Origin of the sequence: Streptomyces sp. NBC_00775, from assembly GCF_036347135.1 — a bacterium.
In the GTDB taxonomy this organism is placed as follows: Bacteria; Actinomycetota; Actinomycetes; order Streptomycetales; family Streptomycetaceae; genus Streptomyces; species Streptomyces lutosisoli.
Map to the genome: position 1 here is coordinate 4,097,799 of NZ_CP108938.1, position 13,941 is coordinate 4,111,739.

At 71.6% G+C, this 13,941-nt stretch carries 12 protein-coding genes; 4 read left to right on the plus strand and 8 right to left on the minus strand.

All coding sequences use genetic code 11. From position 1 onward, the window contains the following. Nucleotides 1–11: 11 nt before the first annotated feature. Nucleotides 12–911, plus strand: coding sequence for a bifunctional helix-turn-helix transcriptional regulator/GNAT family N-acetyltransferase (locus tag OIC96_RS18175; RefSeq protein WP_330306817.1), 900 nt, complete (start codon nucleotides 12–14; stop codon nucleotides 909–911). Nucleotides 912–983: 72 nt separating this feature from the next. Here the strand turns inward: OIC96_RS18175 and OIC96_RS18180 are convergent, their stop codons facing one another. The 5 genes from OIC96_RS18180 to OIC96_RS18200 all read right to left on the minus strand — a co-directional run bounded on the left by OIC96_RS18180 (nucleotide 984) and on the right by OIC96_RS18200 (nucleotide 6,274). Then, the gene (locus OIC96_RS18180; protein WP_330306816.1) at nucleotides 984–1,973 is read right to left on the minus strand and encodes a malate dehydrogenase; all 990 of its coding nucleotides are present in this window, start codon (nucleotides 1,971–1,973) and stop codon (nucleotides 984–986) included. Nucleotides 1,974–2,323: 350 nt separating this feature from the next. Beyond that, a complete protein-coding gene (locus tag OIC96_RS18185) occupies nucleotides 2,324–3,577 on the minus strand; it encodes a helix-turn-helix domain-containing protein (RefSeq protein ID WP_330306815.1) in 1,254 nt (417 codons plus the stop codon). Between the two features lie 378 nt (nucleotides 3,578–3,955). Next, a complete protein-coding gene (locus tag OIC96_RS18190) occupies nucleotides 3,956–4,546 on the minus strand; it encodes a helix-turn-helix domain-containing protein (protein WP_330306814.1) in 591 nt (196 codons plus the stop codon). A 338-nt stretch (nucleotides 4,547–4,884) separates the two neighbouring features. Further along, nucleotides 4,885–5,376, minus strand: a complete 492-nt coding sequence (locus OIC96_RS18195; RefSeq protein WP_406502278.1) for a DUF3017 domain-containing protein — start codon at nucleotides 5,374–5,376, stop codon at nucleotides 4,885–4,887. Nucleotides 5,377–5,419: 43 nt separating this feature from the next. Next, nucleotides 5,420–6,274, minus strand: a complete 855-nt coding sequence (locus OIC96_RS18200) for a bifunctional methylenetetrahydrofolate dehydrogenase/methenyltetrahydrofolate cyclohydrolase (RefSeq protein ID WP_327431119.1) — start codon at nucleotides 6,272–6,274, stop codon at nucleotides 5,420–5,422. A gap of 277 nt (nucleotides 6,275–6,551) precedes the next feature. Here OIC96_RS18200 and OIC96_RS18205 point away from each other — a divergent pair, with 277 nt between their 5' ends. Continuing rightward, a complete protein-coding gene (locus OIC96_RS18205; protein WP_330306813.1) occupies nucleotides 6,552–7,187 on the plus strand; it encodes a hypothetical protein in 636 nt (211 codons plus the stop codon). A gap of 111 nt (nucleotides 7,188–7,298) precedes the next feature. Here the strand turns inward: OIC96_RS18205 and purH are convergent, their stop codons facing one another. After that, a complete protein-coding gene (gene purH / locus OIC96_RS18210) occupies nucleotides 7,299–8,879 on the minus strand; it encodes a bifunctional phosphoribosylaminoimidazolecarboxamide formyltransferase/IMP cyclohydrolase (protein ID WP_406502012.1) in 1,581 nt (526 codons plus the stop codon). Further along, on the minus strand, nucleotides 8,876–9,496 hold the full coding sequence (gene purN / locus OIC96_RS18215; RefSeq protein ID WP_330306812.1) for a phosphoribosylglycinamide formyltransferase: 621 nt from the start codon (nucleotides 9,494–9,496) through the stop codon (nucleotides 8,876–8,878). The genes purH and purN overlap by 4 nt, the downstream gene beginning before the upstream one ends. A gap of 425 nt (nucleotides 9,497–9,921) precedes the next feature. On the opposite strand from purN, the gene OIC96_RS18220 reads away from it, so the two are divergent. After that, nucleotides 9,922–10,776 carry a hypothetical protein gene (locus OIC96_RS18220; protein WP_330306811.1) on the plus strand — a complete coding sequence of 285 codons (855 nt, stop codon included), beginning with the start codon at nucleotides 9,922–9,924 and terminating at the stop codon, nucleotides 10,774–10,776. Nucleotides 10,777–10,980: 204 nt separating this feature from the next. On the opposite strand, the gene OIC96_RS18225 is transcribed toward OIC96_RS18220, so the two are convergent. After that, nucleotides 10,981–12,594, minus strand: a complete 1,614-nt coding sequence (locus OIC96_RS18225) for a cell division protein PerM (RefSeq protein ID WP_330306810.1) — start codon at nucleotides 12,592–12,594, stop codon at nucleotides 10,981–10,983. A 108-nt stretch (nucleotides 12,595–12,702) separates the two neighbouring features. On the opposite strand from OIC96_RS18225, the gene OIC96_RS18230 reads away from it, so the two are divergent. Continuing rightward, nucleotides 12,703–13,902, plus strand: coding sequence for a helix-turn-helix domain-containing protein (locus OIC96_RS18230; protein WP_330306809.1), 1,200 nt, complete (start codon nucleotides 12,703–12,705; stop codon nucleotides 13,900–13,902). Nucleotides 13,903–13,941: the final 39 nt, after the last annotated feature.

Below are 13,941 nucleotides of genomic sequence, written 5' to 3' on the forward strand. Positions count from 1 at the left end.
GTCAAAGGAATATGGAGCCAGTGTCAGCGAACCATGTGAAGGCCCTTCGCCGGTTCAATCGCTACTTCACCCGGCGCATCGGAGTCCTCGACGACCACTACCTCGGCCAGGACCGGCCCCTCGGCGAGGCACGGCTGCTGTTCGAGATCGGGGACGACGGGGCCTCGCTGCGGGAGCTGCGGAGCCGACTCGGCCTGGACGCCGGGTACTTGAGCCGGATGATCCGGGCGCTGGAGGCGCAGGGGCTCGTACGGGTGCGGGTGCATCCCACGGACAGCCGGCTGCGGATCGCGGAGCTCACACCGGCCGGGCTGGTCGAGGTCAAGGAGCAGAACCGGCGGGCCAACGCGCTGGCCGAAGGACTGCTGAGCGGTCTCGACGCGGCCCGGCGCGAGGAACTCACCGCCGCGGTGGCCGTCGCCGAGCGGCTGCTGCGGCTGGCCTCGATCACCGTCGAGCTCGTCGACGGCGCCTCCCGCGACGCGCGGGACTGCCTCGCCGCGTACGCCGCCGACATCGGCGAACGGTTCCCGGAAGGCTTCGACCCCGCCGCCCTCGTACGGCCCCATGAGGTGTCGGGGGACGCGGGTGCCTTCCTGGTCGCGTACGAGGAAGGGCGCCCCGTGAGCTGTGGGGCACTGCGCCGCCTCGAACCCGGGGTGGGCGAGATCCGGCATGTGTGGGTGCACCCCGCGGCCCGGCGGCTGGGCCTCGCGCGGCGGATCCTCGACGGCCTTGAGCGACAGGCCGTCGAGCGCGGGTGCGAGGTCGTACGGCTCGACACCCACGCCGCACTCACGGAGGCGCAGGCCATGTACCGGGCGTCGGGATACACCGAGATCCCGCGCTACGACGACAACGTCTACGCCGCCCACTGGTTCGAGAAGCGGCTCCTCGACGTGACGTGCTGACGCACTGACGCGGGACGCACTGATGCCCGGGCGGCGCGAGCCACCCGGGCATCAGGAACACGATGAGTGGGCTCAGATGAGGCCGAGGCTGCGGACCGCCTCGCGCTCCTCCTCGAGCTCCTTCACCGACGCGTCGATGCGGGTGCGGGAGAACTCGTTGATGTCCAGGCCCTGGACGATCTCGTACTGGCCGTCCTTCGTGGTGACGGGGAACGAGGAGATGAGCCCCTCCGGAACGCCGTACGAACCGTCCGACGGGATACCCATGGAGGTCCAGTCGCCTTCGGCGGTGCCGTTGACCCAGGTGTAGACGTGGTCGATGGCGGCGTTGGCGGCCGACGCGGCGGAGGAGGCGCCACGGGCCTCGATGATCGCGGCGCCGCGCTTGGCGACGGTCGGGATGAAGTCCTCGGCCAGCCACTTCTCGTCGTTCACGGTCTCGGCGGCGTTCTTGCCGGCGACCGTGGCGTGGAAGATGTCCGGGTACTGGGTGGCCGAGTGGTTGCCCCAGATCGTCAGGCGCTGGATGTCGGCGACCGTGGTGCCCGTCTTCTTCGCGAGCTGGGTCAGCGCGCGGTTGTGGTCGAGGCGGGTCATGGCGGTGAAGCGCTCGGCCGGTACGTCCGGGGCGGCGGCCTGGGCGATCAGCGCGTTGGTGTTGGCCGGGTTGCCGACGACGAGGATCTTGACGTCGTCCGCGGCGTTGTCGTTGATGGCCTTGCCCTGCGGCTTGAAGATGCCGCCGTTGGCGGACAGCAGGTCGCCGCGCTCCATGCCCTTGGTACGGGGGCGGGCGCCGACGAGGAGGCCGACGTTCGTGCCGTCGAAGGCGACGTTCGGGTCGTCCGTGATGTCGATGCCCGCGAGGAGCGGGAAGGCGCAGTCGTCGAGCTCCATCGCGGTGCCCTCGGCGGCCTTCAGTGCCGGCGTGATCTCCAGGAGGCGCAGCTTGACCGGCACGTCCGCGCCGAGCAACTGGCCGGAGGCGATGCGGAAGAGCAGGGCGTAACCGATCTGGCCGGCCGCGCCGGTGACGGTGACGTTCACGGGAGTGCGGGTCATGGCGTTCTCCGTATGACAGCTGGCGGTGGGGCGTCCCTGCCCCGGGTGCAGGATCTTCCCCTGCGGCCGCCGCAATGATCGATCAAAGGTACCGATGATCGATCTCTCGGCGTCAAGAGAGATCCGCCGTCAGGCTATCGCGCATCCGGGACCCCGGGCGTCCGGGTCCGTGTGGCCCACCCCACAGAACCCCCCGGGAGGACCTTTTTCGCCCCCGCCGCCCCTACCCGTCCCATCCCGTTCCTGGGGGCTGCGCCCCCAGACCCCCCTAAAAGATTGCGCAGTTCCCCGCGCCCCTTTTAGGGGCGCGGGGAACTGCGCAATCTTTGAACGCGTGCCCCCGCCAAACGCTACTTCGTGCAGCCCTTCTGGCCCGACTTCAGCGTCGCGCACGCCGTGGCGTCGCCGGCGTCCTTGACCGCGACCATCGGGGTGTACGCGTCGGTGTCCGTGTCGACCGCCCCGGTCTGCTTGGCGGCGGTGCCGGAGGACACCTCGACCTGGTCCCCGGGCGCGGCCTGGGTGATGCGGGCCCAGGCGGCACCGCAGGTCTTGCTGTAGCGCACTTCCACGAGGGTCGTACCGACGGTGACGCTGGTGGTGGTCTTGGCCAACTCCCCGCCGCAGCCCATGTTCTCCGGGTCCTTGCCCGTGCAGTCCGCGCCGCTGCACTTCACCCCGGCCGGCAGGTCGGGGTTGGTGCTGGCGGAGGTCGTGGGCGTCGTGGGCGTGTGGCTCGCGTTCTTCTTGTCCCCGCCGCTGGTGAGGTAGACGGCCACGGCTATCACCACGAGCGCCCCGACGATCCCCGCGAGGAACATCGTGAGCCGCCGCCCCCGCCGCGCCCCGCCCCCGGCCCCCGCACCACCCGGCCGGGCGTCCTGCGGCGGACCCCCCGCCGGCCGAACCGGCCCGACCGGCGCCGCAGGACCGAACTGCCCGGCCCCGTCGGACGGCGTGGCGACAGCCCCCCAACTGCCGCTCCGCCCGGCCTCACCGGACGAAGGCCCACCGGACGAGGACCCGCCGTAACCGGAGCCGGCACCGGCACCGGAACCGCCGCGCGAGCCACCCCCGTACGACGAAGCCCCGTATGACGACGACTCCCCCGCGTCGGGCCCGGACGGCTGCGCCGGCACGGACGGCGCCGACGGCGGGAACGTCGGGGCCACTCCGGCGGGCCCGGCGACCCCGGGCATCGCGGTCGCACTGCCGCTCTTGCGGGCGGCCTGCTGCCCGTTGCTCCCCTTCGCCGGAGTCGGCCCGAACTCCCCGAGGGCGGCGCGCGCCTGGGAGATCCGGATCGCTTCCATGGTCATGTCGTGGCGCATCTCCGAGCGGCTCCAGGCACGCTCGGCCAGCTCCCACATGGTCGTCAGATGGATGGGGTTGGTCCCGGTCACCTCGGCCAGGGCGACGATCGCACCCTTGGGCGCGAGCAACCGGCCGTTGAGGTAACGCTCCCAGGACGTCTTGCTGTAGCCCGTGCGGTCGGCCACGGCGGCGATGCTCAGCCCGCTCCGGTCGACGAGTCGGCGCAGCTGACTGGCGAACTCCCTGACCTGCGGATCGAGTTCATCCGGCAAGGCCCTCCAACGAGGCATTGCTTCTCCCCCCTCATTGCATTCCCCCGTACGTGCCTGACTGTTCTCCCCGCGCGTGGCGCCCCTCTGCCGAGTCCCCGTTCTGGCTACCCACAGGGATGCACTCGGCCGGGATCTCAGTTCCCGGGATGGGGGCGCACGGGAGCATTCGGGCCGGGGCATGCACCGTTGCACGCCCGTTGGGCTGCGGTCCAGTGTCCCACCGGCATCGTGTACGACCGGTCGAACCTCTGACCCCCGCACGGGACGTACCGGACCGTCCCGATTGCCCACGTTATCCCGGCTGTTGTGATGGATCAGTGCAAATCCTTGAACTTGTCAAGACATCGACACAACGGGAACACACGAACGACCTCAGGAACCACGGGAGTGATCAGCTCACCCGAAGGTGACGGCCCCGGCGAGGGCGACGAGGAGAAGAGCGAGCAGGAACAGGGCGGCATAGAGGAGCAGACGCCCCGTGGCGGGCTTGGGCTCCGGCACCTCGGGCACGTCCCACCAAGGAAGCGTGGGGTCGTCCTCGTACATATCAGGGATGGGCTCACCGAAGGAAGGACGGGCGGAAGGACGGGCCGAAGAACCGACCGACGGGTCGACGGACGGGTCGACCGACGCGTCGGCGGACGAGCCTGCGGACGGTTCGCCGGACGGGTCGCCGGACAGCTCTCCGGACGGGCCCACACTCACCGGCACCCGCGGCCACACCCGCACCGCCAACTCCCAGCGCACGCCGAATCGTTCGGTGTCCGCGCCCCCGAGACCCGCGACCCGGCAGAGCGCGACGACCGCCTGCCGGGGTGGCGGCTGGGTCGCGTTGAGGTAGCGCTGCCAGGAGGACTTGCTGTACGCGGTGCGCGCGCCGAGGGCGACCAGGCTGAGGCCGGTGCTGTCCTTGAGCCGCCGCAACTGCTCGACGAAGTGGCGTACCTCCGTCGGAAGTTGCTCCGGCAGCGGCTGCCACGCACTCATCGATGACCTCCCTCGGCGTTCTCTCAGCGGAGGGACGACACCGAGGCGCGGACGGTTCCCCAGGGGCGACGGACTAGGTCAGGGGCGGCACGCACCCGGTTCCCGTCGCACGGCGCGGACTCCGTAGCGGAATGGTCACTTCCGTGCCACAGGGAACTGCCAGGCGTTGAACAGCTTGCTCCTGTGCACAAGTGTTGACCCCGGGCGGAACACCCGCCCGATCGCGGCCCGTCCTTACTCGGGGGAGGGGACGGGCCGCATCCATGTCCGGCCCAACGCGCGGCGCGCAGCCCGCAGCGCGCGCCGCTCAGACCTCAAGCGCTCAAGCGCTCAAGCGCTCAGCGCACCGTGAAGTGCAGCGTGTCGTCCAGGAACGGGATCACCAGCAACGGGTTGGGCTGAGCCATCAGCGCGAGCAGCACGATGGCCACGCCGAGCACGCCGTACGTGAGCATGTCGGTGAAGCGGGAACGGACCGCCAGCATGCCCACGTCGGGGAGTATCCAGCGCATCACGGCGCCGGCCAGCAGCGCGGCGCCGATCAGGATCGTGCCGACCCGGAACACGTCGAGCGCGGTCAGCAGCAGACCGAGCCCGACGGCCGACAGCACGGAGAGGATGGGCCACTGGCGCGCGGGCGCCGGGGCGTCCCCGGGCGCCGCCCGGCCGCCGCCCTCGGGCCGCGCGGTGTCCCGCGTGAAGAGCGGGAAGCGTCGCGTGGTGCGCCGCGGCTTCCCCTCGGCGTCGGGCGCGCTGATCGCGTCCCGCACGGTGGGCTCGCCGTCCGAGGCGCTCACGGCGTCCTGTACGGCCGACTCGGCATCCCGCAGGGCCGACTCGGCATCCCGCGTCTCACCGTTCTTGGAGCCGCCCTCAGCCGACACTGCGCTCCGCCGCTTCCACCACGTTGACGAGCAGCTGGGCGCGGGTCATCGGGCCGACGCCGCCGGGGTTCGGGGAGATCCACGCGGCGACCTCGGCGACGTCCGGGTGGACGTCACCGACGATCTTGCCCTCGGCGCTGCGCGAGACACCGACGTCGAGGACGGCGGCGCCCGGCTTCACGTCCTCGGCGCGGATGAGGTGCGCGGAGCCCGCCGCGGCCACGATGATGTCGGCGCGCTTGAGGTGGGCGGAGAGGTCACGGGTGCCGGTGTGGCACTGGGTCACCGTGGCGTTCTCGCTGCGGCGGGTGAGCAGCAGCGGCATCGGGCGCCCGATGGTCACGCCACGGCCGACGACCACGACCTCGGCGCCCTTGATCTCCACGCCGTAGCGGCGCAGGAGGGTGAGGACACCGTTGGGCGTGCAGGGCAGCGGGGCCGGCTCGTTCAGCACGAGACGGCCGAGGTTCATCGGGTGCAGTCCGTCCGCGTCCTTGTCCGGGTCCATCAGTTCCAGGATGCGGTTCTCGTCGATGCCCTTGGGGAGCGGCAGCTGGACGATGTAGCCGGTGCAGGCGGGGTCCTCGTTCAGCTCGCGGACCACCGCCTCGATCTCCTCCTGCGTGGCGGTCGCGGGCAGTTCACGCTGGATGGAGGCGATGCCGACCTGGGCGCAGTCGCGGTGCTTGCCGGCGACGTACTTCTGGCTGCCGGGGTCGTCACCGACCAGGACGGTCCCCAGGCCGGGCGTGACGCCCTTCTCCTTCAGGGCCGCCACGCGGGCGGTCAGATCGGACTTGATCGCGGCTGCGGTGGCCTTGCCATCGAGAATCTGGGCGGTCATGGCCCCATCCTCCCGGATGACCCGGCCCCGGTTCCAATCAGGCCACCATACGGGCCTTCCGGCGCCGATATCCGGGCCCGTTCCCCGCATCCGGCCATGATCATTGATGTTGCACTTGCACAACACATATGGCATCCGGCTGGACAAGTAAGAGGCGCCTAAAGAACGATGAGCAGCACAGTGCCGCGGGCAGTACCGGGGGGACGGACCGCTCTGTAGAAATTCCTCCGACCGTTCCGCGCTTCGTCCCCGCGCATGCAACGGAGGAAAACCCGCCATGAGTTTCGGCGACCCGAACAACCCTTACGGGCAGCCGCCCCAGCAGCCCCCCGCCGCTCCGCCGGCCGCTCCCGGTTACGGCTACCCCGCCGCTCCGCCCGGCGTACCCCCGCAGGGCTACGGCTATGCACAGCAGCCGGCGTACCCCGGCTACCCGGGCGGCAACCAGATGCTTCCGCAGTCGATGCCGGGGCTTCTGATGACCGCCCGCGTCTTCCTCTTCATCATCTCGGTGCCGCAGATTATCGCAGCGCTGTTCTGGTTCTACCTCGCCGCCTTCGCGAACGACGTGTCGGACAGCGCGGACGACTACGGGTTCACCAACGTGGGCAACGGCGGTCACATGGCCGCCGGGCTCTTCGTCGTGATCGCTCTGCTCGCCGCCGGCCTCGCGACCCTCTCCATCACGCTCGGCGTGAAGTTCAGCAAGGGCGGTCAGGGTGTCCGCATCACCACCGTCGTCTACGGGGCGCTCGGCGGCATCGTCGGCCTGATCGCGCTCTTCGCCGGCCTGGATTCCGGACTCGCGTCCGCGGTCATCCTGCCGCTGATCTGGGTCGTCTTCGCCACCGTCATCACGGCTGCGCCGGTCGTCTCCAGCGGCACCGCCTGGTTCGCGCGCCCGCGCTACTGAACACCCCGCGCCAGCCGCTTCGTTCACGCCCAGGGCCGTGCCCCCTCGTACAGGGGGACACGGCCCTGGTGCGTCACGTGTGCGTCACGTGTTCGACAGCAAGCGGGTGGCTCAGTGGAAGAAGTGGCGCGTCCCCGTGAAGTACATCGTGACGCCCGCCTTCTTCGCGGCCTCCACGACCAGCTCGTCACGGACCGAACCGCCGGGCTGGACCACGGCCTTGACGCCCGCCTCAGCGAGAATCTCGAATCCGTCGGGGAACGGGAAGAACGCGTCCGAGGCGGCGTAGGAGTCACGGGCACGCTCGGCGCCCGCACGCTCGACCGCGAGCTTCGCGGAGTCGACGCGGTTGACCTGGCCCATGCCGACGCCGACCGAGGCGCCGTCCTTGGCGAGGAGAATCGCGTTGGACTTGACCGCGCGGCAGGCCCGCCAGGCGAAGGCCAGCTCGTCGAGCTCGCCCTCGTTCAGGGCTTCGCCGGTGGCCAGGGTCCAGCTGTGCGGGTTGTCGCCGTCGGCCTGGAGGCGGTCGGTGACCTGGAGCAGCGCGCCGCCGTCGATCTGCTTGACCTCGACCGGGTTCGCGGGCGCCTTGTGGGCGCGCAGCACGCGGATGTTCTTCTTCTTGGTGAGGGCTTCGAGGGCGCCGTCCTCGTACTCGGGCGCGACGATGACCTCGGTGAAGATCTCGGAGACCTGCTCCGCCATCTCCCTCGTCACCGGCCGGTTGACGGCGATGACACCCCCGAACGCGGACAGCGGGTCACAGGCGTGCGCCTTGCGGTGCGCCTCGGCGACGTTCGACGCGACCGCGATCCCGCACGGGTTGGCGTGCTTGATGATCGCGACGCAGGGGTCCTCGTGGTCGTACGCGGCACGGCGCGCGGCGTCCGTGTCCGTGTAGTTGTTGTACGACATCTCCTTGCCGTGCAGCTGCTCGGCCTCGGCCAGGCCGCCCGTGCCGTCGACGTAGAGCGCGGCGCCCTGGTGCGGGTTCTCGCCGTAGCGCAGGGTGTTCTTGCGCTCGTAGGTGTGGCCGAGGAAGTCGGGGAAACCACTCTCGTCGGCGGCCGCATAGTCGTCCGCGAACCAGGAGGCGACGGCCACGTCGTACGCGGCGGTGTGCTGGAAGGCCTCGGCGGCCAGCCGCTTGCGGGTGCGCAGGTCGAAGCCGCCGGTCTTGACGGCGGCGAGGACGTCGCCGTACCGCGCCGGACTGGTGACGACGGCCACGGACGGGTGGTTCTTGGCGGCGGCACGGACCATCGAAGGACCGCCGATGTCGATCTGCTCGACGCACTCGTCGGGCGACGCGCCTGAGGCGACGGTCTCGCGGAACGGGTAGAGGTTGACGACGACGAGGTCGAACGGCTCGACGCCGAGCTCGGCGAGCTGCTGACGGTGGCTGTCGAGCCGCAGGTCGGCGAGGATGCCCGCGTGGACCTTCGGGTGCAGGGTCTTGACGCGGCCGTCCAGGCACTCGGGGAAGCCGGTCAGCTCCTCCACCTTGGTGACGGGGACGCCGGTCGCGGCGATCTTCGCGGCGGTGGACCCGGTGGAGACGAGCTCGACACCGGCTTCGTACAGCCCGCGAGCCAGGTCCTCCAGCCCGGTCTTGTCGTAGACGCTGACGAGCGCGCGACGAATGGCCCGCTGGTTGCTCTCGGCCGTGACAGTGATGTCGGCGGTCACTGGATAACTACCTTTCGTCCCTCAATGCGATAGCCGTTGCGGGCGAGCCGCCCCACGACATCGACGAGCAGCCTTCGCTCGACTTCCTTGATGCGCTCGTGCAGAGCGCTCTCGTCGTCCTCGTCCCGGATCTCCACCACGCCCTGAGCGATGATCGGTCCGGTGTCGACGCCGTCGTCGACGAAGTGGACGGTGCATCCGGTGACCCGCGCGCCGTACGCGAGCGCGTCGCGTACGCCGTGGGCCCCCGGGAAACTGGGCAACAGGGCGGGATGCGTGTTGACGAACCGCCCCCCGAACCTGGCGAGGAATTCCTTCCCCACGATCTTCATGAACCCGGCGGAGACGACGAGATCGGGCTCGTGGGCGGCGACGGCCTCGGTGAGCGCGCGGTCCCACTCGTCCCGGCCGTCGTAGTCCTTGACGCGTCGGACGAAGGTGGCGATCCCCGCCCGCTCGGCACGCGCGAGCCCTTCGATGCCGTCGCGATCGGCGCCCACGGCCACGATCTCGGCCCCGTAGCCCTCGGGTCCTTCCTCCGCGATGGCATCGAGCAATGCCTGCAGATTCGTACCTGATCCGGAGACCAGCACGACGAGGCGCTTGGTCTTGGCCACGGCGGGGCCCTTTCTCGGGGGAGCGTTTGTACGGTCGTACGAATGCTTCGCGCCCCGGGATACGGGGAAGTCTACGAACCGGCCGACCGTCAGCAACGATACCGGCACACCGGGCAGCCCCCACGGGACGGGGGCGTGGCCGGAAGGTAGCGTCTGGGGAGGATCCACCCGGGAACACCGTCCAGCACGGGGAACGCCCTGCGTGCGCGGGACGTTGACCCGGGACGGGTACGCACGCTCGGGGCGCGAGCCCTGGGCAGGAATCCCCGGGGCGCGACTCCGGGGCACGTTGCCCGGGGTACGAACCCTGGGTATGACGCTCAGGGTGTGAGCCCGGAGTGCAGAAGCTCGGGGCGCGCGTCGCGAGCACGATGCTGTGTGGACACGCCGCCCGCCAGAACCACCAAGGGGAAGACGCACACCTGATGCCGGACCGCAGTCTCCGACTCCCTCCGCTCCTGCTGCGCGAGCAGCGCCCTTCGTCTACCCCGCCGCGGTCGAGCGGGGACGTGCCGGCGGGCGGGAACGGCTCCGCAGGCGGACGTGGCCCCGTGGGCGGAAACGGCTCGGCGGGTGGAAACGGTTCCTCGGGCGGGACGGGTCCCGACGCTCCCGACTCGGACGACAATCCGTTCGCGCCGCCGCCCGAGGGGACTCCCGACCGGCCGTGGCAGCCGAGGCGGCCCGCGAGCGGGCAGGGTGCGGACGAGAACGGCGGGGCCGGCCAGAACGGGCAGTCCCCGTGGGGCAGCCAGTGGAGCGACCGGCAGCCCGGGCCTTCGACCGGCGGCCGTTTCGGTGACCGGCCGGGGGCTCCGCAGGGTCCGAGTGGTCCGGAAGGGTCCGGCGATGGTCCGGGAGGGCCGGGGACCGGGATGCGCTGGGATCCGACGGACCCGGCGCAGCGGCGTGCACGCTATGCCCTGCTTTCCGGCATGTGGGCGTTCTTCTTCGCCCTCTTCAACTGGCCGTATGTGGCATTGCTGCTCGGTGCGCTCGCTCTGTACTGGGGCGGCAGTGCGCTCCGGGCCAAGCCCCGTACTCCGGACCCGGATGCGCCGGCGCCCGATCCGAATGCGCGTCCCCAGACGACCGCCGCGGTGAGCGGGCTTGTCACCGCGTCGCTAGCCATCGTCATGGTCGCGGCGACCTTCACCGCGCACCTCGTCTACAGCGACTACTACTCCTGTACGAATGACGCCCTCACGAACGCGGCGAAGCAGTCCTGCAACGACCTCCTGCCGAAGGAGCTGCGCGGCCTGCTGGGGACGCAAGGCTGATCCCGTCCCTGGGGCTCCGCCCCAGACCCCGTAGGCCGGTTCTTTGGCCGCGGGTGGGTGGGGGCTGGTCCAAAAGATTGCGCAGTTCCCCGCGCCCCTTTTAGGGGCGCGGGGAACTGCGCAATCTTTTAGGGGGGTCTGGGGGCGCAGCCCCCAGGGATGGGACGGGTAGGGGCGGCGGGGGCGAGGAACTCACCCAGGACCTCAGGTCGGATCCGTCGGCTCCGGAGGAGCGGAGGCCTCCTTCAGAGCCGCCCAGCGGGCCTCGCGGGAGGCGTCCTCGCGCCAGGGGGAAACCGTGGGGTCGGCGGGAAGGAACTCGTACGGTTCGAAGGGGTCAAGCAGGGGGTCCGGCACCTCGGCAAAAGGCTGGGGCTGAGGCTGCGCGGCAACCGGCGGCGACGTCGACGGCAGACCGGCCCCGGCCCCCCGCGACCGCGACAACCACGCGCGCCGCGAAGGCCGCGAAGGCCGCGACAAAGGACCCCGCGCCCCTCCGCCCCAAGCTTCCCGAAGCCTCCACCCCCGCACCCCCACCGCCACGGGAACCCCCACCACTCCCGTCCACACCACCGTCGCAGCCCCCACCTGCCACCACACCGGCCCGAAACGAGCCAGCGCAGCCACCCCCAACGGCCCCCCGGCCAACGCGGCGAGCAGCCCGAGCGCGACGCCGCACAACCCGGCGGCCAGCGCGACGGCGGCAACCGTCCGCCGCCGGGACCAAGCCTCGTCCCGCCCCGCGGCCCCACCCCCGGGCACGGCCGCAGCCACCGCGAACCACGCCACCGTCACCCCCGCGGCCACCGGCACCACCCCGCTCGCCCAACTCAACGGCACCCCCGCCCCCGGCACCGCCGCCAGCAGCGGAAACGCGGGCAGCAGCGGCCCGGGCGCGGACGCCGACAGTGGCCCCGCGACATGCCCCGCCCCCAGCACGACCCCGGGCCCGAGCCCGTACGCCGCCCCCCACACCGCCGCGTTCGGCACCAGGGCCAGGCAGAGCAGCAGGACGGCGAATCGCCCCGACCACACGTCGGTGAGCTGGAGGAACGAGTCGCGAGCCGTCCCCCCGTGCCACACCAGCGACACCGCCACCAGCAAGGCTCCTCCCCCGACCAGCGCCGCCGCCCCGGCCCCGGCAGCCCGCACCGCACCCCCGAGGAGCCGGGCGTCCGCGCCGGCGACGAAACGACGTACGCCGGAGAGCGGACGCAGCGGCGGGGCCTCGGCGAACCGCCGTCCCCACGCCGGCATCGGCCCCCGCGGACGCCCGTACGCCGTCCACACCCCCGCCCCGGCCGCGCCCGCGGCAAGCAGCGGCAGGCATACGGCGGTCCACACCCAGGAGGGGCGCAGCGCGCCGCCCGAGGCGTACAGCGCGGCGGCCGCTCCCACGGACAGATAGCCCGCGACGACCCCGGCCCACGCGGTGCGCGGCGGCGCCTCGGATTCGGCGTCGGCCGCGTCGCGCCCCGCCCGGTGCAGCAGCCACACCGGCAGCACGAGCAGGAGCAGCGGCGTCACGCCCACCGGCATGGGCAGGCCCGACAACGTATCGGTGCGGATCAGCTCCACCCCGTGGGCGAGCAGCCAGAGGGCCGCGGCCATGTGCAGCGCTCCGCCCGGTCCGCTGTCCGGGTACGGCGAGCTGATCCACAGCACCATGACGAGGACGGCGAACGAGCCGAGTCCGAGCCCCGCCGCGAGGGCGCCACCCAGGAAGCTGGCGGCCAGTCCGGGGGATCGGTCGCGCATCCGTGTGAGCAGGGGCGACAACGACAGCCTGCGGTCGGTCATTTGGGTCACGACCGTCATGGTCCCAACGACACGCGCTTTCTCGTCGTAACAGGCGAACTACGGATGTGTCGCTCAATATGCAGCTATGCACTTTTTCGTACGAGGGGGCGCCCTGTGGGGTGCGACATGACGCGGAGCCCCGCTACCCCGATGCCTGCCCCCCATGAGCGCCGTCGTCTGCGCGAGGCCAAGTCGCTGACTCAGGCCGACGTCGCCGCCCGGGTGGGCGTCACGCACGAGACGGTGCGCTCGTGGGAGACCGGCCGTACGACACCGCGCGGCAGCACACGGGAAGCGTACGTACAGCTGCTGACCGAGCCGACCGAGCCCGCTGACACCGGGGCCGAGGTGACCGTTCGTCACGAGCAGGCCGTTCCGGCGCTGGTGGGCGCCGGCGCGACACCTCACGCCGATCACGCCGATCACCCCGATCACCCCGATCACCCCGAACGTGCCGAACGTGCCGAACGTGCCGAACGCGCCGAGGAGCAGCCGCCCGAGGGCGTGGAATCCGCGCTCCCGGTGCCTTCGCTGACGCCCACTCAGGCCTTCGACGCCCTGTACGCGTTCTGCGCCCCCGCCCTCGTACGGCAGACGTATCTGCTCACCGGGCGGCGTGAGCTGGCACGGGAGTCCGTGGAGAAGGCCTTTCAACTGGCCTGGCACCGCTGGCCCGAGGTGGCCGTGGACCGGGATCCGGCCGGGTGGGTGCGGGCGACGGCGTACGAGTACGCGCTCTCCCCCTGGCACCGGATGCGCCTGCGGCACCGGCACCCGGAGGCACCGCCCGCCGATGCCGCCGACCGCGCGCTGCTCGACGTACTCCTGAAGCTGCCGCCCGTGTACCGGCGCACGCTGCTGCTGTACGACGGGGTCGGGCTCGATCTGCCGGAGACCGCGGCCGAGACGGAGGCGAGCACGCCCGCGGCGGCGGGCCGGCTGCTGCATGCGCGTGCGGCCGTCGCGGCGCGCCTGCCGGAGCTGGCGGTGCCTCAGGAACTGCACCGGCGGCTCGCCGAACTCGCGAGCATCGAGCGGCTGCGGGCGGCGAAGCCCCGCACGGTCCGCTGGGGCGGCGAACGCCGCGCCCGGCACTGGACCCGCGCGGCCATCGCCTTCACGGTCCTCCTCATCGGCGCCACGACGCTGACGCTCCGGACGGCCCCGGACCACTACGAGGCGCCGCTGGCCCCGGGCGAAACGGTGCAGGGCGTACCCCCTCGGGCCGCCCCGGGCCCCTTGTCCCACGCGGAGCTCAAACTCCACGCCAAGCTGAAGTCGGAGACGGTCAACGGCCCGGAAAGGCTGGTCCCGGAGAACTGGTGAGGCCGCGACGCCGCTCGGACTGCCGACGCCGCTGAGGCC